Below are 21798 nucleotides of genomic sequence, written 5' to 3' on the forward strand. Positions count from 1 at the left end.
GGAATAGTGCCGGTCAGATATTCTTCTTCCTGCCGCTTGCGTCCCGCAGGTAGTGCCCGAACTCACTTTTTTTGAGTTGATCCCCGGAAAAGATTGGCCCGTCCCGGCAGACCCGCAGGCCGTCCGGGTCGATACAGCAGGAACCGCAGATCCCCACCCCGCATTTCATGTACCGGTGGAGGGAGAATTCTGTTCTCGCCGTAAATCCCAGACCCTCAATTTTTGCAAGCACTGCTCGCATCATCGGTTCCGGCCCGCAGACTGCGATCCGGTCGTAGGTGGCAAGGTTAAGGTCGTTCATAAGGTCAGTCACGAACCCGTGTTGTCCCAGCGTTCCGTCGTCGGTTGCGATCAGGACATCGGTGTTTTCGTCCAGCTGGTCGATAAAGAGAAGTTCTTTCTCGGTCCGTGCGCCCAGAAGCATCGTCATTACGCAATCTGAACAGGCGAGCGGGAGGAGTGGGGCCGCCCCAACACCCCCGGCGATGGCCAGCATTTTCTCGCCTTTGGTAAACCCGTTCCCGAACGGCCCCCGGATGCCCAAAGATTTACCCGCCACAAGATTGAACATGGCCCCGGTCGCGTCGCCGACCTTCTGGACGGTGATGCCGTTTGCCGAGGAAAGTGCCATGGGTACTTCGTCCACGCCCGGCACCCAGACCATGACAAACTGCCCGGGTTCAAAGGGGAACTCACGGTCAAAGAAGAATGTCTTTACCGAGGGCGTCTCGTTTTTGATCTCTGCGATGGAAACCTGCACTGGTAACTGGTCACTCATGGGCGCACCCCACGATCTCTTCGGGTGCGATGCCTTTTTTTGCGTACAGCTCGCTCTTTATGGTCTCAAAGATCCCGATATCCCGTTGAACCGCACTGCCAATTTCGACGGCCCGGGCGCCGGCCATCATCATCTCGATCACATTGTCGGCAGTCGAGACTCCCCCGCACCCGATGATGGGGATGGTGCAGGCCTCGTAGAGTTCGTAAACGCAGCGGACAGCGACCGGGAAGATCGCGTCTCCCGAGAGCCCACCGTACCGGTTGCCGAGCACGGGGCGCCTGAGTGCCGTCGATATGCGCATGGCTTTTACCGTGTTGATGGCGACGATTGCAGTCGCCCCGCCACGTTCCGCCGCCTTTCCGATCGTGGTAATATCGATCACGTTCGGGGTAAGTTTCACCCATGTCGGCATCCCGAGCGCACTCACCGCGCGGGTGCACGCCTCCACGAGCGCGGGATCGATACCGATCGCCGACCCATAGCCTTCCGCATGGGGACAGGAAAGGTTGAGCTCAAAACCTGCGGCTTTCCCCTCAAACCACCCGGCGACTTCGGCAAATTCCTTCGGGTTCCCCCCGAAAATGCTGACGATCACCGGTTTATTGCCGAGCGGTTGTAGTTCCTCGGTAAAATCCCTGGACGGGTTCGGGAGCCCCATAGCATTTAAGATCCCGTTGTCGAGGATAGCAACACAGGGGCCGGCATGTCCGTTCTTTGGCTGTGGGCCGATCGATTTGGTCACCACGCCACCTGCGCCACGGGCAAGCATCCGTGAAAGGGACGCCCCCGTTGTCCCGAGAACCCCGGCGGCAAGAATGAGGTGGTTGTCGAGTGCCACGCCACCGACCGCCACCGGGCCCGTCCTGAGTACGACCATCCATCACAAGATGGACGTGATGTATTATAAAGGGCATCTTTTTTTAGAGGACTGGCTTTTACCCAGTCGGCAGTCACTTAAATTCAGGAGATTCATACCTAATATTGGACAAGAGAATGGCGCGGCTTGCGGTGGTGGGTGTCGGGAGAATCGGCGGGGAGGTTGCCTACCTTGCTGCCGCGCTGGGACTCGTGGACGAGCTTGTCTTGTATGATCGCACCAGCATTCTCCTCAAGGCTCAGGTGCTCGATATCCGGCATACCGGCCTCCCGATCGATATCATGACAGATACCTCCGCCATCCGGGACGCTGATATCTGCGTCTTTGCGGCCGGCAGGCCCCGGACACCTGCCGTGAAGACCCGGGCAGACCTGCTTGCCGAAAACCTTCCCGTGATCCGGCAGTGCGCCCGGCTGTTCGATGGGTTTTCCGGCATTCTTGTCACGGTGACAAACCCTATGGACGTGAACAATTTTCTCCTGCACCACCTCACCGGCATTCCCCGGGAGCGGTGCATCGGGTTTGGCGGCCAACTGGACAGTGCGCGATTTACCCTTGCTCTCCGCAGGCAGAATATGGAGGGCCCGGCCGTTGTCCTTGGCGAGCACGGGGAGTACCAGGTACCGGTCTTTTCCCGGCTCCAAAAAACGGTTGCCAATGAGCGGCGCGATGAGATCACGAGAGAACTCCGGGGTACAAGTATGGAAGTGATCAAGGGCAAGGGCGGGACGGTCTTTGGCCCGGCATACCACATCGCTTCCCTCATCCGGATGCTGCTTGCCGATACACAGGATACGGTTCCCTGCTCCGCGGTGCTTGACGGCGAGTATGGTATTTCCGGGTGCTCGCTTGGCGTACCGGTCAGGGTCGGGCGTTCCGGTATCCACGGGATCGTGCAATGGGATCTTGATGCATGGGAAGCGGCAGGAATGGATCAGGCCGGGACATTTGTCCGGGATCTCTGCCGCACGGTGGTGCCGTAGATCATGCCTGCACAGGTCATGAGATCCTCAGAAACCCTGACCGTCCCCAGCACCCATGAGGAGTCCGGTGTACTGACCATTGCGATCAACCAGGTGGAGTACAGCAACAGTCCCGACGGGCCAATTATCCATATCTTCGGGCGGGACACGGGGGGTTCGGCGCACCGGATTGATGTGACCGGCTTTCTGCCGTACTTCTACGTGCCCGAAGAGCAGATCGGCCAGACGCACCCTCCACAGGTAACGGTCGAGCCCGACACGACATACCGATCGATCCGGGGCGAGAAACTCAAACGGCTGTATACCGTCCGTCCGGGTGATGTGCGGGAGGTGAGGGAGCGGTACCGGCATTTCGAGGCCGATATCCCCTTTACGACCAGGTTTATGATCGACTGCGGGCTCACCGGGGCCGTATCAACCGCGGAAACGACCGTGGATTACCACGCACTCGTGCCCACCGAGGTTGACGCGCCGGCCCGGGTCTGCATGATCGATATCGAGTGCGAGGACGAGCGGGGATTCCCGGATACCCAGCGGGATGCAATCATCTGCATCACCTGCCATGACTCGTTTGACGATGATTACACTACCTTTTTGTTCGGGGGTAAGGCGATGCCTGCCGAGATCTCGGAAAAGGAAACAGCCGGCGGTCTGAAGAATGGCTGTTTCCGGAAAGGCACTCATACGATCTGCACGTATGCCAACGAAGTTTCCATGCTCAAAGCGTTCGCTGCGTATATTGCCGAGCGCGATCCCGATATCCTTTCGGGCTGGAACTTTGTCGAATTCGATATGCCCTATATTACCGGGAGGATGGAGAAACTTGGTCTCTCGCCGGTCATGCTTGCCCGCCTGCCCGGGATGACCGAGAGAAACGCGCTCCGAGGTCGGGCGCTCTTTGATCTGCTCACCGGCTACAAGAAGATGCATTCGACCCAGAAGGAATCCTACCGGCTCGATGCGATTGCCCAGGAGGAGGTCGGGGAGAGCAAGGTGAGGTACACCGGCACTGTCTCTGATCTCTGGAAGAAGGAACCGGCGCTTCTTGTCGAATACAACTACAAAGATGTCGAGCTTTGCGTTGCGATCAACAAAAAGGATAACATCGTCGGTTTTTACCGGGAGATCGCCCGCTACGTCGGCTGTCCTCTGGATAAGACCCTGAACTCCTCAAGCGTGATCGATGTCTATATCTTAAGAAAGGCACACGGGAAATACGTCCTGCCCTCAAAAGGCTTTGCAAATGCTGAGGAGTTCGAAGGCGCGACGGTCTTTGAGCCGAGCAGAGGTGTGCGGGAAAACGTGGTGGTGCTCGACTTAAAATCGCTCTACCCTATGGCGATGATGACGATCAACGCCTCGCCCGAGACAAAAGACCCCGACGGCGAACTTTTGGCCCCGAACGGCATCCGGTTCAAAAAACAGCCTGATGGGCTGACGCGGAGTATTCTCTCGGAACTTTTAAAGGAGCGGGACGCGAGAAAAAACCTCCGAAATACCTTCCCTTACGGCTCACCGCAGTACCTTCTCTACGATATGCAGCAGAATGTACTCAAGGTGATCATGAACACCTACTACGGGGTCTCGGGTTATACCCGGTTCCGGCTCTTCGACCGGGAGATCGGCGCTGCAGTCACCTCGGTGGGCCGGGCGATCATCGAGCACACCCGGCGCGTCATCGAACAGCAGGGCTATAAGGTGATCTACGGCGATACAGATTCCTGCATGGTGCAGATCCCGCCGCTCGACCGGGAAAAAACCATTGAAACTGCACGGATGCTCGAAAAAAAGCTCAACGAGAGTTACTCGGCATTTGCCAAACGGGAGCTCAACGCTGACACCCACTACTTCTCGATCAAGTTCGAGAAGATCTATGCACGGTTCTTCCAGGCCGGAAAGAAGAAGCGGTACGCAGGACGACTTGTCTGGAAGGAAGGAAAAGATGCGGACCAGATCGATATTGTCGGTTTCGAGATCCGGCGCAGCGACACGCCGCAGATCACAAAAACCGTCCAGTCAAAAGTGATGGAGATGATCCTCGACGGTGCGGAATATGCGGACATCAAGACTTACCTTGGCGGTATCATTACAAAGTACCGGGCCGGGAAGTTCACTCTTGACGAGGCCGGCATACCCGGCGGGATCGGCAAATCCCTTAACGATTACGAGACCGATGATGCTCAGGTCAGGGGTGCCCGGTACGCCAACCAGTACCTGCACACGGAGTTTGGCAAGGGCAGCAAGCCAAAGCGCGTCTACATAAAAGCCGTGACCGGGAAGTATCCCAAGACCGATGTGCTCTGCTTCGAGTATGCGGATCAGGTGCCAAAGGAATTCATCCCCGACTGGGAACTGATGCTTGAAAAGACCATCGAGCAGCCGATCTCCCGGATCATTGAGGCACTCGGCTGGACATGGAAGGATGTCGATCCCTCGCACACGACGCTTGCCCAGTGGGGTTTCGGGTAAGGCCGTAATCGCGTACGACCGGTTCCGTATCCGGCATCTCTTTTCGTGGCATGCTAACTGATCCCTGTGAACCGGTGAAATGCCCGGTATCTCCTGGTAATGGGACAAATATCCAAAAACACGGTAGTTTATCAACCCCTGTTCAAATGCTGCTTTCATTATTTGTCTTTGGCTCTTCGTAAACCAAAAATTATTAATGCGCATTTGTGCAATGTGGAACCATAGACGGGGAAGGAACGAGGAGAGCACCCATAAGGCTTTTCTTACGTATGGGTTCATTCCCGACGGTGTGAGTCGATGACAGGATCTATATCTCCCATTGGGGAACGCGAAGAAAGTTTTGTGGATTCCTGGTTTTTTATTATCGTCACCACAACTATCCTTGCGCTCCTCGTAAACATCCTTGCGCTCCATTACGGTACCTCGGCTGTCGCTACAAACCTTCTCTATATACCAATCGTGATCGCGGCGTACTGGTATCCCCGCTGGGGAGTCTGGTATGCCGCCGTGGTTGCTGTCTTCTACATTGGGATAATCGCTGTTATCACGGGCGGATCTCTGGGAGAACTTGCTGCCGCGTTTATCACCTGCCTTGTCGTGATAGGTGTTGCCGCCGTGGTCGCACGCCTTGCCATCCATATGCGCAGGAACGAAGTGAAATACCGGGGCATCTTTAACCACTCTGAAGCCGGGATAGGCGTCGTGAACAGTTCCGATCACATGATAAAGGAAGTAAACCGGCGGTTCGCGGACACACTTGGTTATGATCCTGCAGAGATTGTAGCCATACCCTTCACCCGGATCTGGTCCGACCCGGTCGACCGGGATAGTTTTTTCCAGATTCTTTCCGATCAGGGAAATGTAGAAAATCTTGAGACCCGGTTTATGACAAAGATCGGGACATCCCGGTGGGTTCTGCTCTCTGCCGGTATGCTCCCGGACAACCAGTTTGTCTGTACCATTGTGGATATCACAGCCAGAAAGCAGGCAGAGGAGGCGCTCATCATAAAAGATCATGCGATCAGTTCCTCTATCAATGCGATTGCCATCATGGACCTTGACTTTGCGATCTCCTACGTGAATCACTCACTTTTAACAATGATGAAATACAACGACGCACAGGAATTCTTTCATAAAATTCTGTGGGAATATGTTGCGTCCAAAGATGGGATTGACACGATAAAGGATGAACTCCACAGGAAAGGAAGCTTTTTTGGGGAGATCCTCCTTTATAAAGCCAACCAGACACCGTTTTTTGTCCTGCTCTGGATCAACCTCGTGAAAAATGAAAAAGACAATCCCGTCTGCATCATGGCCTCATTTATTGATATTACTGACAGGAAGCAGATGGAGGCGGTAAAGAGATCGGCACTCGAACAGATCGAAAAAAATATCGAGCAGTTTGCCATCCTCGGAGACCATATCAGGAATCCTCTTGCCGTGATCGTGGGGCTTTCGAGCCTTGCCCCTGGGGATATCACCGATAAGATTATCCTTCAGGCCCGGGAGATCGACCGGATTGTTACCCAACTTGATCAGGGATGGATCGAATCAGAGAAAGTGCGGGAGTTTATCAAGCGTTACTACATGGTCGGTGTCCCGGACAATGGTGAGATCGGGGTTGCCAAGGATATGGCCAAATAGCCGGGTTATCTTTTTTAAAAACAGATCTTTCTATACATCATGGGACACTCTTCCGGTATCAGGCTTTCAGGCACACTGCCCAGAATCTTCGGAGACTGATGCAATGGCCCCTCATATGAAGTGCGATCCTGCAAGCAGTTTTTATGTGATGGTATCGTGGGTGTCTGTGAGATAAATCCGTCGATCTGGTGATTTTTGGGACGTTACGATGAATTCCTTAATCGTGCTCAAGGGTGTGTCCCCCCGTGTTTAAGCCGCTCATTGAGTTTTTTTACTTGTTCGCGGAGCGCGATCGCCCGCTCGAAGTCAAGGTTGTCTGCCGCATCCCGCATCTGTTTTTCGAGTTCGATGACAACGTTTGGGATCTCAGCCTTGGGAACATATTTTGTATTCTTGATCTCGACCTCTTTCTCTTTTACCGGCTTTATGATCGTCTGCGGGATGATGTGGTGTTTTTCGTTGTACGCGATCTGCATCTCGCGCCGGCGCTTTGTCTCGGAGATCGCGGTCTTCATCGAATCGGTCATTGAGTCTGCATAGAGTACGACTTTCGCGTTCACATTCCGTGCGGCCCGGCCAATGATCTGGATCAGGCTTCGTGCGTCCCGGAGGAACCCTTCCTTGTCCGCGTCGAGGATGCCGATGAACCCAACCTCCGGGATGTCGAGACCCTCCCGCAAAAGGTTGATCCCGACCAGCACGTCAAATTTGCCCAGCCTGAGCTCCCGTATGATCTCGGTGCGTTCGAGCGTCTGGATCTCCGAGTGGAGATACCGGGTGCGGATGCCCCGGTCGGCAAGGTACTCGGAGAGTTCTTCGGCAAGTTTTTTGGTAAGCGTGGTCACGAGCACCCGGTCGCCGCGTGCGATGGTCTTTTTTGTTTCAGTTATCACGTCGAGCGTCTGTCCCTCGATTGGCCGGACTTCGATTGCCGGGTCGACAAGGCCGGTCGGCCGGATGATCTGCTCTACGAGCTGCGTGGAGTGCTTTAATTCGTAGGGTCCGGGTGTCGCCGAGACAAAGATTACCTGACGCATGTACTGCTCGAACTCGTGGAATTTCAGGGGACGGTTGTCGAGCGCGGAGGGAAGCCGGAACCCGTAATTCACCAGCGTCTCCTTCCGCGACCGGTCACCGTTGTACATCCCGTGCAGCTGCGGGATCGTCTGGTGGCTCTCATCAATGATAATCAGGAGATCTTCCGGGAAATAATCGAGCAGGCAGTACGGCTTCTCACCGGCTTTCCTCCCGTCGAAATGTCGTGAATAGTTCTCAATCCCCTTACAGGAGCCGGTTTCCTGGATCATTTCGAGGTCAAAGTTTGTCCGTTGCCGGAGCCGGTGCGACTCGATGAGTCCCAGCGTGGGGAGCACCTCTTCGAGTTCCTCCCGGATGGATACGATTGCGGCTTTCTGCGCACTCTCCGGGGTGACAAAGTGGCGTGCAGGGTAGACATAGAAATACTTCATCTCCTCTTTTTTTGCCCCGGTATTCTTGTCAACCTCCCGGATACGTTCGATCTCGTCGCCGAAGAGTTCGATCCGGATAATATCGTTATAGTACCCCGGCACGATATCGATGGTGTCACCCTTGACCCGGAACCGGCCCGGGGAGAGATCGATGTCGTTTCGCTCGAACTGGATGTCCAGGAGCCGGCTCATGATCTCGTTTCGGGTGATCTTCTGGCCGACCGACATGTCGAAGCCGAGGTTCCGGAAGTTTTCCGGGTTCCCGAGGCCGAAGATGCAGGAGACCGATGCGACCACGATCACGTCGCGCCGGCACGAGAGCGAAGCGGTGGCGGAGAGCCGGAGCATCTCGATTTTGGGATTGATTGCGGAGTCCTTCTCGATATACTGGTCTTTTGCCGGGATGTAGGATTCGGGTTGGTAGTAATCGTAATACGAGACAAAGTACTCGACCCGGTTTTTCGGGAAAAAGTCACAGAACTCCTGGTAGAGTTGTGCGGCAAGCGTCTTGTTATGGGCGATGACAAGGGTTGGCTTGTTTGCCGCCGCAATCACGTTTGCCATTGTGAATGTCTTGCCGGAGCCGGTAACGCCAAGGAGCGTCTGGCACCGGGTGTTGTCCGCCAGTCCGTCATTGAGTTTTGCTATCGCCTCCGGTTGCGATCCGGCCGGGGGAAAGGTGGAGACGAGCTGGAATTCTGTCACGGTGCTTAAGTGTTTTTGCCGGGATATAAAAAGGAATTGGGATGCGGCATGAAGGTAATCCCGTCACTTCGGTTTATAGTAACCCCACTTCTCGAGAGCTTCCCTGAGTTCCGCTGCTTTCTTTGCCTTCTCGTCAAGTGTTACGCCCTCCTGCCATGCCTCGATTGCCTGCATGGTTGCCCGTGCCCCGGCCCGGGTACCCTTCGGGTGGCCGTGGATGCCACCTGAAACCAGCAGTATGAGATCCTTACCGTAGATGTCAAGCACATCGGGAACGAGACCCGGGTGCAGTCCGCCAGACGAGACCGGAAACGCAGTCTTGATGGAACCCCAGTCCTGATCGAGGCACTGGTGAGGCACTTCCGCGATTTTTCTCTTGCGCAGCAGGTCGGCAAGGAGGATCGATTCGGTCTTTGTGCCGGTCAGTTTGCCGACAGCAGTCCCGGTGTGGATCTGAGATACGCCGATAAGACGCATGAGCTTCGCGAGGAAATACATCGTCATGCCGTGCTTTTTGTTTCGGTCAAAGGTCGCATGGAACGCCCGGTGAGCGTGGATTGCGAGGCCCAGATCCGAACAGTAGTCCCGCATCGTCATGACGCTCGCGTTTCCTGCGACCACCACATCGATCATCGCATAGTTCCAGCCGTACTTCGCGAGCAGGTCGGCACGCTTCTTCATGGTCTCCACATCGGCGGAAATATTCAGGAATGCCGATTTCTTTTCGCCGGTCTCCTGCTCGGCCTTGTCCCGGAGTTTTGTCATATATTTTACCCGGTCATCGAACTGGTTGAAGGATGTCGATGTGAGGTTCTCGTCGTCTTTCACGAAATCAAACCCGCCCATCCATGTCTCATACCCGACCTCCGCATGCTCTTTTGCGGAGAAACCGATCTTGGGCTTGGGCACCGCGCCGGTGAGCGGCCTGTCGTAGACCTTCATCATCTTCCGGATCCCGTCCATCCCGAAATGCGGCCCTTTGAACCCCCGGAGATAGGCTGACGGGAGCGTGGCATCGAGGAGACGCAGGTTTTTGAGCGCCTTCATCCCGAAGATATTCCCCGCGATCCCGCTCATCAGCTGCACGGCGTTGCCCTCCTCCCAGAGTGCGAGAGGATAGGCGATCTTAACAAAGTTTTTGTCTAATTCAAACGCGGTGGCCTCCAGTTTTTTCATCCTCGGCGGCATTGTAAAAAGCGTCGTCCAGGTACCGGTTGAACTCTCAGATGCGATCCGGCCGGCCGCCTCTTCCTTTGTGATCCCTGCAGCCGGTTCAAAATAATAGAGACAGATAAGGTCGTCTTTTGCCGGCTCGTAATTCGTATCGACAAACTCGGTGTACCAGTCAATTGCCATAGCTCTTCCCGTACCTATCAATGCGTGCATGATTCAAAAATCTTCAGATAGGAAACGGAAAGAAACTCTCATGCGGTTTACCCCCCGGATGTGACGACCCGGTCATCGGGCAATCTTTTTTTATGAGCTCCCAGAGCAAATGCAATAGTGTCGACAAGTTCCTGCAGGGGATGGATCTCATGATCGTTAAAAAAAATACGGTTCGCCCGGGTGGAATCGCATGGCGCCGATACAGATAATGTATGGTGTGAGATAGCATGCTTTAGGTCAACCGAAATCATTTTTATTTAGGGTATCCTAATTATTGATCAGATGGCACAGGAACAAGTCGAAGAATACCTCGAAGCGATATACGATATTGCAGGTACTGAAGGCGCCGCAAAAACCACGACAATTGCAAAATGCCTCAAGGTTGCTCCGGCGAGTGTAACCGAGGCGCTCCAGAACCTTGCCGAGAAAAATCTTGTGAACTACGAACCGTACCGGGGCGCAAGCCTGACCGGGGACGGAAAGAAGATCGCAGAGACGATCAAACGAAAGCACCGTCTCCTTGAAGTGTTCCTTGCCGATGTCCTGCATATCAACCGGGCCAAGGTGCACGATGAGGCGTGCCGGATGGAGCATACGATCTCGGAAGACACCGAGAACGCGCTCTGCCGGATGCTCAATGCCCCGGCGCGCTGTCCCCATGGGAGCCCTATTTCACCCTGTGCCAAGGGGATCGGGAGCTGCAGCGAGTGCGATGCGGTAACCGGTTCTGTCATCCCATACCCGGAAGGAATCAGGACCGATGCAATTATTCCCATTACCGATCTTGGTGCACAGGAAAAAGGAACGATTGCATTTATCCGGGGGGACTGCAAGGTCGTCCAGCGGCTTTCTGATCTCGGCCTTACGCTCGGGACTTCTGTATCGGTCACGCGCAAGGCCCCCATGAACGGACCGGTCGAAGTGTTCGTGCGCAGGACAAAACTGGCAATCGATCACGCTATTGCGGAAAATATTTTTGTGAATGCAATTAAGGGTGGGGCACCGTGAGCGGGTGTGGGGGATGCAGGGAGTGCGACCCCAAAAAGGAAAGCACCATAAAAAATGTGGATTACACCATTGCCCTTGCCGGTAATGCAAATGTCGGCAAGAGCGTAACCTTCAACCAGTTAACCGGCGTCGACCAGATTATCGGGAACTGGCCGGGCAAAACGGTCGAGCGTGCCGAGGGTCTCCTCCAGTACAAGGGTAAACGGATTCGCGTGATCGACCTGCCGGGGATCTACTCGTTTTCCACATACTCGATGGAGGAACTGGTATCAAGGGAGTACATCGCGCTCGAGCACCCGGATGCGGTCGTAAATGTTATCGATGCATCCGCACTGGAACGCAACCTTTTTTTTACCATCCAGTTAATGGAGCTTGCTCCGCCGCTGCTCGTCTCGGTCAACCAGATCGATCTTGCCGAAAAAAAAGGGATCAGCATCGATACAAAAAAACTTTCCGCGCTGCTTGGCGTCCCGGTCATCCCGACGGTGGCCATCCGGGGAAAGGGCATTTCCAATCTCACCGAAGCGATCCTCGATCTCGTGCACGATCGCCCGGTCCCGCCGGTCCTTACGTACGGCAGAGAGATCGAAGAGCGCATTGGCAATATTGTTTCCCGGATGGGATCGGTAACTACCCCGTACCCGGTCCGCTGGATTGCAATAAAACTGCTGGAGCGCGATCCCGAGGTTACCCGCATCGTCGGTTTACAGGATCCATCCATCATCGCTGCTGCCGGAAAACTTTCCGAAGAGATTGAGGCGCTGCACGGTGAAACGGTCTGCGTGGTGATGAGCGCGGAACGGTACCAGATCGCAGACCGGATCGCCGCAGAGGTCATTACCTTCAGGACACCGGACGACGGCTCGATTAAAAAAAGCCTGACCGACCGGATCGACAGCCTCGCGCTGCACCCGTTTTTCGGGTACCTCATGGTTATTGCCGTCATCGGCGGCCTCCTTGTCTGGACGTTTCTGATCGGCGCACAGATATCCGCCCTCATTGCGAATTTCTTCTCGCAGTTCGGGCAGTACGAACCGGTGATCAGCGGTTCGCTTGCAAGCGTTCTCTGGAACGGGGCCTATACCGGGGTTGTCGCAGGGCTCACGCTGGTTATTCCCTATGTCCTGCCGTTTTATCTGATCCTTGCCGTCATCGAGGACTCAGGATACCTCACAAGGATTGCGGTGATGCTGGACCGGGGCATGCACAAACTGGGGTTGCACGGCAAGGCGATCATCCCGATTATCCTCGGGTACGGGTGCAACGTGCCGGCCTGCTACTCGTGCCGTATCATGGAGTCGCCTAAACAGAAACTCCTTGCCGCGTTTCTCGTGACCCTCGTCCCCTGCACGGCGCGGACGGTCGTGATCCTTGGGCTTGTCGCCGCGTTTGTCAATATCTGGTGGGCGCTTGCGCTCTATGCATTTGACATTCTCTTAATCATCGTTGCCGGTCGTCTTGCGTTCCGGGTGATGCCCGGCGAATCGGTGGGTCTGATCATGGAGATGCCGGACTACCATGTCCCCTCACTCTCCGTGGTGCTCAAGCAGACTTGGGCACGCACAAAGTCGCTCGTATGGCTTGTCTTCCCTGCATATATCATCGGAAGCGCCCTTATCCAGGCTGTGTACTGGGCCGGCTGGCTGACGCCGGTGAACACGGCGCTCGCGCCGGTGACAACCCTCTGGCTGGGGCTCCCGGCCATCGTCGGCATCACACTCATCTTCGGGATCGTGAGAAAAGAGATGACGATCCTGACCCTTGCCGTGCTTCTGGGGACAACAAACTTTGCCGCGGTCCTCACGCCGGTCCAGCTCATTGTCCTTGCACTGGTCACCATGATCTACATACCCTGCATATCCGTTATCCTTGCACTTGCGTCGGAATTCGGCTGGAAAAAATCGCTTGCGATCACGCTCGTGGAAGTTGTTGCAGCGACCGTGATCGGGGGAATCGCGTTCCGGGTGCTCAGCCTGTTTATGGGCTAAATGCACAGCCTGACGACACTTTTTATTCCGCAGTTCCTAAAAAAGGAGACTGGTAGTAGGGTTTCCGGGTGCCGAAAAACCGGCTCGCTTTTTTGGAGGACTCCTCAAGGCATTGCCTAAAACAGGACCGGATGTCAGACAGTCGGATCCGGGCGATAACCGGAAAACTTCATGTAATAATGGTAGTAACCGGCACGTAAGGCGCTTTTCCTGTCTTTGGATCGACAAGAATTGCAATTGTTCCGCTTGGGGTACGCTTGGTGACCTGCGTGACCATTGTACCGTTATTATAGACTTCAACGGTCAGGCTGTCCCCGGAATAATCCAGTTTCCGGAACGAGGTCTGCACGAGATCATTGCTGTTCTTGATGGGGTACAGCTGCTCCCCGGTCCCCCGCACTTCTTTAAGTTCACCCGGGTTCCCGTAGGTTCCTACAAAGGTTCCGTTATACGTCACCTTCACCCATACCCCTTCGGCAGGGATCACCATTTCGGAGACCGATGTAGTCGGCAGGGGGGTGAGTGTGGGGGAAATCGTTACGGGGAGGTCAGGCTGCTGGCTGTTTCCCCCCGGATGTAAGAGGATGATTGCAGTTCCCCCAAGCACCACCAGAATCACGAAGATAATCGCATACATCCATACGGGTTTTTTCCTAGGGCCAAGAGGGGGTGTTCTGGCAGCGTCCTTTCCTGCCTGAAGGGGGTGCACCGGGGTTTCCGGTGCGGGACCGGACGATGCATCAGGAATAACCGGAAAAACAACCGTATCCGGCAATCCTGCCCGTACGCTGCTCTCATCCCGGGGGGGTGCTGGCGTATCCGGCAGGTCGGAGCCCGGGGCTGAGGGTTCAGGAAGCATCCCCTCAGATACCTCATCTGCCGGCCCCCGGGGCATCATGCCGGCATTTTCTTTAGGCAGGAATATTTCCCGAGGCCCCTGCTCCAGTGCGTAATCCGGGGGCACCGGGGGTTCCGGCAGCATAATGGTAACCGGGATCTCAGCATCTTTTTTTGGTTCTGCGGCACCGGTATCTGGTAGGAGTGCTGCCACCGTTTCTTCGGGCGCCGGTGCTGCATGATCCTTGCCGCCTTTCTTTGAAGATTGAGGTGTGGCTGATTCCGGATCAGCCCCGGTCGATTCGGATCCTCCCGCGGCAGAGCGTCTTGCCGGGGCTGCCCCTTTCTTCGATCGTCTGCGTTTCTTTGGCTTTCCTGCATCCTGAACGACCGCTGCGGGACCGTCCTGTTCAGGAACAAACGGCGGGCTCCGGACTTCCTCATGTTCAACCGGTTGTTCTGGTCTCGCCTCCTGCATCAGATCGACCGGTTTGGATACCATGGCCGGGGGGATATCCTCATCAGCTGCGGGGACCTGCTGCACAGGTTCCGGCACAGGGGGAGTAGTAGATTGCCGGGTTTCCGCGGTCTGTGCTTTTCCCCCGGTGTCAGGTGTCTCCCATGAGGTACTCTGCATAGCGGAGAGCAGTTTCTCTGATGGCCGATGATTCTTCTGGGTTACCTGCGAATGGGGCTGTGGCACCTCGGGAGCTTCAAAGCGGCGGACCGTGGGATGCATGTCTTGGGATTTTACTGAAACCTGTTGCTTTCCGGCTGGCACAGGCTCCTGCCGGATGGACACTATATTTTCAATCAGTTTTTTTACCCAGGTATCGCATTCAGGGCTCCGGTCTTCATAGGGTTGCTGGGAAAAGATCAGATCAAGGGTTTTTGAGTCTTCAAGGCCGATCGGGTCGATAACTGTAAGGGTGATGAACGGCTCGCGTGCCGGGGTGGTTCCCCCTTTTACGGACAGGATGGTGGCAAACGGGATCACCGGCTGCTGCTCGCTGGTATGGCCGCTGTCGACAAGGGCAAGGCGCTGGCTGGTAAGAATAACATCATACTCACTATCGTCGATCAGCACCCGATCCGTTGTCAGGATAATGGATTCACCGCTTTTCAGGTACGGGCCAGCCATCGTGAGCATTCTCCGGATCCATTTTCGTTGTCTGTAGTGATATGCTTTTTAGGTGTGCTTCATTTTCAGGGCACTCCTTTCATTCTCCAGACCCGCAAGAGGGCCCTCCCCGGCAGCAGATATAATCGCTGGCACCGTCATCAGGAGTTTCCCGGATTTCCCGATCCATTCTCCAGATGCCCTGTCCGGCTCCCGACATCCTCCCCGGGAGAATAATCCGGAGTTCCTTTGATATAGGAACCTGAAGATACCGTTAACCGGGCGATGATACCTGTATGAAAGCGGTGCTCATTTTTTCCGGGGGGATGGACAGTACCACCCTCCTCTACGATCTGATCCACGAGGGATATGAGGTTAGTGCGATCACGTTCGATTACCGCCAGAAACACCATAAAGAGATCCGGTGTGCAGAAAAGACCTGCAAAAAACTCCAGGTTCCCCACAAAATTATCGATGTTTCGGTCTTGAACGACCTTGCCCCGTCAAGCCTGACCCGGGCACAGTGGGACGTGTCCGAGGGCAATTATGCAGAAGAGACGATGAAGCAGACGGTCGTCCCGAACCGGAACATGGTTTTCTTAAGCCTTGCGGCATCGTATGCCATCGGCATCGGGGCAAAGGATCTCTTTTATGCGGCCCATGCCGGGGATCACGCGATCTATCCGGACTGCCGGCCGGCGTTTGTAAGCGCTATGACAACTGCCCTGCATCTCTGCGACTGGAACGATGTGACCCTCCATGCACCCTACCTGATGATCAGTAAGGGAGATATTGTCAAAAAGGGACTGGCCCTTAACGTGGATTACGTGGATACGTGGTCATGCTACAAGGGAGAAGACCTCCCTTGCGGAAAGTGCGGCGCCTGTACCGAACGGCGCGAGGCATTCGGACTGGCGGGTGTCGCTGACCNNCTGGAAGAACGGGAATAATATTCGGCGATTTTTTCCTGAAATTAACCCCGTACCAAAAAACTACCGGGATTTTTCCCGGCCAGTCCCCCTATTTTAAAAATGCGGGTTCGACCCGGTAATCCTGCGTGCATTCGCCGTCAAGGATCGTTTCATAGGACCGGGTCTCTCCCGGTGCAACCTGGCCGATATAGACCAGCCGTGAATCCCGGATCGTGTTTGTCTTACTGTTTACAAGGTTGAAATTCAGCCGCACGTCCGGGATCGTTGTATTTCCTGCGTTGTACACATACCCGTCAAGGTGCGAATAACACCCGTATCCCGGCGACCATGAATCCGCGTACTCGTAATGGGTATGGAGTTCACCGGAGGAAGTGTCTTTTGCGACCGTATCGCTCAGGCACCCTGCCCCGGCCACAAACGCGGCGACCATAATGAGGACAAGAATACCCGGTCCAATCCTGGAAATTCCCCTCTGCATAATTCAGTACCTCATAAGCGTTACAAAAGAAAAAAGTGAGTGTTACTTCAGCACGAGAATCGACTCAGGTGCACGGACCACGAGGGCCAGGCTCTCGTAGATCTGGAATTCGAGCAGGTCCCCGACCGGGCCGTTGTACCCGACTGCAAGGTCCTGTCCGATCGCGATGGAAGCGTACTGGCTGCCCGAGGCGATCAGCACCCCTCCCTTCTTGAGCGCCGGAGCCTTGACAACACCGTCGCCCACGATCGAAGAGATGTGCTCAAGTTCGGTCCCGTCGCCCTGCGGGTATCGCCTGAGGAGCAGGTTGTACTGGGCCGGTGCAAGGGCAAGGCTGTAGGGGCCGTGGAAACCGGTGCTATCGAGCTTGGTGACCGCAGCAATGATCTGGTCTGCAGCGACGCCGACCTTGTCCCACTTCGTGAGTGTCAGGGAGCCGGCTCCTTCTGCGTTGAGCAGGCCCGGGGTTCCCGTAAGCCCGTTGAAGATAATCCGGTCTTCCTTTGCCGCCGCATCCATCGCTGCACAGGCAACCGGTGCCGTGTCGAGGATGAGGTGGTCGCGTTCGTAGGCCGCAAGGTCGCGCTTGCCTATGGAAAACTCTGTCCTTATCAGGGAGAGCGGGAGGGAGATGCTCGCGCTGATCCCGTCTTCAAGTGCATAGTCCCCGAGGGGGAGTGACTTTAATCCGAATCCGTACGGCCCCTCGACTGCAAGCAGCCGCCTTCCTGAAAGCTGGCTCTTTGCAGCCTGGACTGCCACATCGTCGATCAGTTTCCAGGTCTCTGTACCGATGGGTGCATCTTCGCGTCCGAGATATGCATTTACCATAATTACGCCTCCTTTGAAGTTTTGAGTGCTCCGATGGTCGATTCCTCTTTTGCTGCGGGTGCAGCAGCGCCTGCTGCCCCCAGTTTTCCTGCCATGGTGTCCACTTCGAGCGTTCCCTTCTTATAGAATTCATCCTCGTCGCCGGTCAGAATGGAAAGGAGCCTTAAGAGTTCCCCGACATGCACGCGCTCTTCATCGGCGATATCGGTCAGGACTGCCTTTGCAAGCTCGTTGTCGGTTGCATCCGCGTGGGCCATGTACCCATGGATGGCTTCAAGTTCCCCGGCAACGTCGAGCCGGACAACCCGGATAAGTTCCTCTTTGGTCAGCTTGCGGTCCGGGACCATACCACTGAACGGGTTGAAAAAGTCTGGCATTACTATCACCTGATATGTATGTCAGTGTAGTATATCGCCCGGTTTAAATACTTTTGACTTCGGGCAGATTCTTCACCCTGCATTGCATGAGGCAGGTGGATCAGGTGAGTATCTTCTTTTTCCTGAGCAGCCGGTTGTAGGTAATCGCGAACCGGTGTGCTTCGTCCCGGATCTCTTCGATGTACCGGAGTGCGATGCTTTTCCTGTCGAGCCGGAGCGGGAGCACGTTTCCGGGCACATAAATCTCTTCCTCCCTTTTCGCAATCGCGATGACCGGTTGTCCGGTGATACCAAGAGCGGCAAGTGCCTCCTGTGCAGCCGAGAGCTGCCCCCGGCCCCCGTCAATGATCACCAGATCCGGGAACGGGGCGTGCTCATCGGTGAGCCGTTTATACCTCCGTTTCACCACTTCCGCAATCGATGCAAAGTCGTCAATTCCTTCCACGGTTTTGATCTTAAACCGCCGGTAGTTGTTCTTGTCCGGTTTCCCGTCCCGGAACTGTACCATCGATCCGACCATTGCAATGCCTGAAAGGTGAGAGATATCGAAACACTCGATCACCGCCGGGGGGCTTACCATATTGAGCGCAGTCCCGAGTTCGGCCCCTTTGAGTGTGTCCCGGAAGAACGCGATCTCGAGGTTCTTTTGTGCGAGGTCCAGCAGTTGCCGCTTCTCCCCCCGCTGCGGGACAATAATATCGACCTGCTTTCCCTTTTTCACCGAGAGGAACTCTGTGAGCGCAGAATCTATTTCATGGCCAAGGATCAGTTCTTTCGGGGGTTCGCGCTCCGAGTAGTACTGGACGAGGAACTCCTCGAAGAAATCCTCCCCTCCTGCATCGAACGTGAACTCCTGCTTGTTTGAAAGCGACCCGCGCTCGACGTTGAAAGCGGTCAGGTAGACCTTCCCGTCTGTCACCTGGTACGCGATCACGTCCTGGTCGTATTCCCGCCGGCGCTCCACGTGCTGCCGGTCGGCAAGGTGCCCGATGGCCGCAATCTCGTTTCTGAGCACGAGCGCCCGTTCGAAATCCTCTGCCGCCGAGCGTGCCGCCATCTCCTGTTTGAGTTCATCGAGCAGCTCGCGGGACTTCCCTTTGAGGAGCAGGGTGGCTTTCTTCACGTTCTCATCGTACACTTCCGGGCTCACGGTGCCGGTACAGGGGGCGCTGCAGGACTGCATGTGGCGCCGGAGGCAGGGGCGCTTCGGGATTTTTTTGCAGGTCCGCAGGTGGAAGACCTTCTTTGCCACCCTGAGCACGTAGTCGCGCTCCGCGGCCGAGACAAACGGTCCGAAGAACGTCCCGTCGCCGGTCGTTTTCCGGGCGATCACGAGGCGCGGGAACTCTTCCCTTGTCAGCTCGATCCACGCGTAGCGTTTCGCGTCTTTTAAGTTGATATTGTATTTCGGCTGGTGCTTTTTGATGAGGGTATTTTCGAGGAGGAACGCCTCAGTCTCGGTATCCGTGACGACGACATCGACCGAAGCGATATGGGCGATAAGGCTCCGGGTCTTGGGGTCGTGATCTTTTTTTGTGAAATAACTCGATACCCGTTTTTTGAGGTTCTTTGCCTTCCCGACATAGATGATCGTCTCTCGCTCGTCTGAATAGAGATAGCAGCCGGGGTTTTCGGGAAGGTTTGCGGTATCGATCATGGATCTCAAAAAGAGTATCAGGGTGCAGGCTCATTAAGCGTTGGGGATGGGGTAATGCGGGGTTCAATCGGCCGGTTCGCTGCAGTACGCCCTGATCGCGTCAAGGAAGATCGGGCCATACTTCGCCTGCTTGACACTGCCTACCCCGGGGATCGTCGCGAAATGCGCCCTGTCGCAGGGGCGGGTGCGGGCCATCTCCCTGAGGCTCCGGTCCGCGAACACGACATACGGGGGCACCCCGCTCTCCCGGGCAACCGAAGTCCTGACTGCTTTAAGCCGCTGGAAAAGCTCCGCCTCTGCTTCACGGGCATCACTGTCGATTATTTCCCCGGCATCCGGTGATGCAGACGGGGATACCGGTGCTGCGTCCCGTACGGATGCCGGGAGCCGGACCCGGCAGGTCCCGGCAAGTAGCCCGCTGCTCTTCGCACCGAGAGCAATGACCGGGTATTTGTCACCGGTTCGTGCGAGATACCCCTGCCGGACCAGATCGTTGATCCAGACCCGGTATTCTTCCTTTGAGTGCTGCTTCCCGGTTGCATATAAGGGCAGCCGGTCGAAATGGTATGCTTCGATTTTCGCCGACTTTTTTCCCCGCAGGACATCGCAGATAAGTTCGATCCCGAAGTGGGATGGCAGCTGCTGTACGCACGCGGCGATCAGGCGCGCCGGTTCCGTGCCGTCGATGGATGCCGCAGGGTGTTCGCAGTTGTCGCACGATCCGCAGTTCCCTGCTTCTGGGGTTTCGCCAAAATACGAGAGCAGAAAGGCGCGCCGGCAGCCGGTCGTCTCGCAGTACCCGGTCATGTCCTGAAGTTTTTTGAGCGCGATCCGGATCGAACGTTCACCGCCCTCGTCATGTTCGAGCATGGACCGGACACGGGCGTAATCCCCCCTGCTGTAAAAGAGGAGGCATTCGGCAGGCTTCCCGTCCCTCCCGGCCCGCCCGGTCTCCTGGTAATAGGACTCGACTGTTTTCGGCAGGTCGTAGTGGATCACGAAGCGGACGTCCGGCTTGTCGATCCCCATCCCGAACGCGACCGTTGCACAGACGATCTGCGCCGTGTTTTTGAGGAACGCGTCCTGCACGTCCACCCTCACCGGCCGGGGAAGCCCGGCATGGTAGGCGAGCGCCCTGAACCCCTTTTTCCGGAGTTCGTATGCGATCTCCTCGGTCTCTTTCTTGCTCATGCAGTAGACAATCCCTGCTTCGTTTTTATGCCGGCAGAGAAAGTCGGCGAGCATGACCAGTGGGTTCTTCTTTGGGATCACCCGGTATGTCAGGTTCTCCCGGTTGAAACTGCCCACGAACTCCCGGACCTGCACGAGGCCAAGCTGCTGGCAGATGTCTTTCCTTACTTCCGGGATCGCGGTTGCGGTGAGGGCGATCACGGGAGCGGAGGGAAACAGTTTCCGGAACCGGGCGAGCTCCCGGTACTCGGGCCGGAAGTTGTGCCCCCATTCCGAGATGCAGTGCGCCTCGTCGATTGCGATAAGCCGGACCGGAGCGGTGGCAAGGGTGTCGAGAAACCCGGCCTGCATGCATTTTTCCGGCGAGACAAACAGGATGTGAAGCCTGCCCGTCTTCATCTCCGCCTCGATCCCGGTTCGTTCCCGGTAATCGAGCGTGCTGTTGAAGGCGGCAGCCGGGATCCCCCGGGTGTTGAGGTCGTCCACCTGGTCTTTCATGAGCGCGATGAGCGGCGAAATGACGACCGTGAGGCCGCCAAGATACAGGGCCGGCAGCTGGTAGCAGAGCGACTTGCCGCCGCCGGTNNAGCAGAGCGACTTCCCGCCCCCGGTGGCCATGATCGCGAGAGTGTCGTGTCCGCTCAGGACCGATGCGATGATCGCCTCCTGGTGCGGCAGGAATGCAGGATAGCCCCAGTATTTATTGAGCAGGCTGACGGGTGTCTGGTGCTGTTTGGAACATTGTTGCTGTGTGGCAGTCTGGGGTGTATCCATGGAGTTCCTCGCTAATAATGCATGCGACGATGTGTGAGGAGACATGCACCGGAACTGCATATGAATACCCGGGTGCGGGGGGTGAAAATAAACAAAGGGACATACCGGGAAGTTGCAGGGAGCACTCTAGCCGGTTTTAGAAAGGATGCGACCCGTGCAGGGTCCGGGTTTTTTCATGAAATCCGTAAATGTATGGGCGACCTCTTTTAGGTGATCGGCCGGTCCAATAATTTTTTCTGCGGAACAGGAAAGGGGGATGGAGGGCCGGCACGATCAAGGGAGGGGGTACCC

General features: G+C 56.0%; 16 protein-coding genes. 6 read left to right on the plus strand and 10 right to left on the minus strand.

What is annotated here, in order from left to right; genetic code table 11:
- Window positions 1-13 precede the first annotated feature (13 nt).
- Both QZN75_RS00710 and QZN75_RS00715 read right to left on the minus strand, forming a co-directional pair.
- A complete protein-coding gene (locus QZN75_RS00710; RefSeq protein WP_292423447.1) occupies window positions 14-778 on the minus strand; it encodes a dihydroorotate dehydrogenase electron transfer subunit in 765 nt (254 codons plus the stop codon).
- The gene (locus QZN75_RS00715) at window positions 771-1658 is read right to left on the minus strand and encodes a dihydroorotate dehydrogenase (RefSeq protein ID WP_292423449.1); all 888 of its coding nucleotides are present in this window, start codon (window positions 1656-1658) and stop codon (window positions 771-773) included. The genes QZN75_RS00710 and QZN75_RS00715 overlap by 8 nt, the downstream gene beginning before the upstream one ends.
- A 104-nt stretch (window positions 1659-1762) precedes the next feature.
- On the opposite strand from QZN75_RS00715, the gene QZN75_RS00720 reads away from it, so the two are divergent.
- The 3 genes from QZN75_RS00720 (at window position 1763) to QZN75_RS00730 (ending at window position 6754) form a co-directional block, all read left to right on the plus strand.
- A complete protein-coding gene (locus tag QZN75_RS00720; RefSeq protein ID WP_366652779.1) occupies window positions 1763-2641 on the plus strand; it encodes a lactate dehydrogenase in 879 nt (292 codons plus the stop codon).
- Between the two features lie 3 nt (window positions 2642-2644).
- Entirely contained in the window at window positions 2645-5110 is a 2466-nt protein-coding gene (locus QZN75_RS00725) for a DNA-directed DNA polymerase (protein ID WP_292423454.1), read from the plus strand.
- A 297-nt stretch (window positions 5111-5407) separates the two neighbouring features.
- The gene (locus QZN75_RS00730; protein ID WP_292423457.1) at window positions 5408-6754 is read left to right on the plus strand and encodes a PAS domain-containing protein; all 1347 of its coding nucleotides are present in this window, start codon (window positions 5408-5410) and stop codon (window positions 6752-6754) included.
- A 227-nt stretch (window positions 6755-6981) separates the two neighbouring features.
- Here QZN75_RS00730 and uvrB read toward each other — a convergent pair whose 3' ends face one another.
- Both uvrB and rbcL read right to left on the minus strand, forming a co-directional pair.
- On the minus strand, window positions 6982-8928 hold the full coding sequence (gene uvrB, locus QZN75_RS00735; protein ID WP_292423460.1) for an excinuclease ABC subunit UvrB: 1947 nt from the start codon (window positions 8926-8928) through the stop codon (window positions 6982-6984).
- A 63-nt stretch (window positions 8929-8991) separates the two neighbouring features.
- On the minus strand, window positions 8992-10284 hold the full coding sequence (gene rbcL, locus QZN75_RS00740; protein ID WP_292423462.1) for a type III ribulose-bisphosphate carboxylase: 1293 nt from the start codon (window positions 10282-10284) through the stop codon (window positions 8992-8994).
- A gap of 312 nt (window positions 10285-10596) precedes the next feature.
- Here rbcL and QZN75_RS00745 point away from each other — a divergent pair, with 312 nt between their 5' ends.
- Together QZN75_RS00745 and feoB are read left to right on the plus strand one after the other, a co-directional pair.
- A complete protein-coding gene (locus QZN75_RS00745; RefSeq protein ID WP_292423464.1) occupies window positions 10597-11322 on the plus strand; it encodes a metal-dependent transcriptional regulator in 726 nt (241 codons plus the stop codon).
- On the plus strand, window positions 11319-13310 hold the full coding sequence (gene feoB / locus QZN75_RS00750; RefSeq protein ID WP_292423467.1) for a ferrous iron transport protein B: 1992 nt from the start codon (window positions 11319-11321) through the stop codon (window positions 13308-13310). The genes QZN75_RS00745 and feoB overlap by 4 nt, the downstream gene beginning before the upstream one ends.
- A gap of 169 nt (window positions 13311-13479) precedes the next feature.
- On the opposite strand, the gene QZN75_RS00755 is transcribed toward feoB, so the two are convergent.
- Window positions 13480-15297, minus strand: coding sequence for a hypothetical protein (locus QZN75_RS00755; RefSeq protein WP_292423470.1), 1818 nt, complete (start codon window positions 15295-15297; stop codon window positions 13480-13482).
- Window positions 15298-15563: 266 nt separating this feature from the next.
- Between QZN75_RS00755 and queC the strand changes: the two genes are divergently transcribed.
- Window positions 15564-16217, plus strand: a complete 654-nt coding sequence (queC, locus tag QZN75_RS00760) for a 7-cyano-7-deazaguanine synthase QueC (protein WP_292423473.1) — start codon at window positions 15564-15566, stop codon at window positions 16215-16217.
- Window positions 16218-16287: 70 nt separating this feature from the next.
- On the opposite strand, the gene QZN75_RS00765 is transcribed toward queC, so the two are convergent.
- The 5 genes from QZN75_RS00765 to recQ all read right to left on the minus strand — a co-directional run bounded on the left by QZN75_RS00765 (window position 16288) and on the right by recQ (window position 21507).
- On the minus strand, window positions 16288-16677 hold the full coding sequence (locus tag QZN75_RS00765) for an FxLYD domain-containing protein (protein ID WP_292423476.1): 390 nt from the start codon (window positions 16675-16677) through the stop codon (window positions 16288-16290).
- A gap of 42 nt (window positions 16678-16719) precedes the next feature.
- Window positions 16720-17508, minus strand: a complete 789-nt coding sequence (locus tag QZN75_RS00770; protein WP_292423479.1) for a family 1 encapsulin nanocompartment shell protein — start codon at window positions 17506-17508, stop codon at window positions 16720-16722.
- Between the two features lie 2 nt (window positions 17509-17510).
- Window positions 17511-17885 (minus strand): ferritin family protein, encoded by a 375-nt coding sequence (locus QZN75_RS00775; RefSeq protein ID WP_292423483.1) that lies wholly within the window; start codon window positions 17883-17885, stop codon window positions 17511-17513.
- Between the two features lie 100 nt (window positions 17886-17985).
- Window positions 17986-19542 carry an excinuclease ABC subunit UvrC gene (gene uvrC, locus QZN75_RS00780; RefSeq protein ID WP_292423486.1) on the minus strand — a complete coding sequence of 519 codons (1557 nt, stop codon included), beginning with the start codon at window positions 19540-19542 and terminating at the stop codon, window positions 17986-17988.
- Window positions 19543-19605: 63 nt separating this feature from the next.
- Window positions 19606-21507, minus strand: a complete 1902-nt coding sequence (recQ, locus tag QZN75_RS00785) for a DNA helicase RecQ (protein ID WP_292423489.1) — start codon at window positions 21505-21507, stop codon at window positions 19606-19608.
- Window positions 21508-21798: the final 291 nt, after the last annotated feature.

It is taken from the genome of Methanoregula sp., assembly GCF_003170075.1.
Taxonomy (GTDB): Archaea; Halobacteriota; Methanomicrobia; order Methanomicrobiales; family Methanospirillaceae; genus Methanoregula.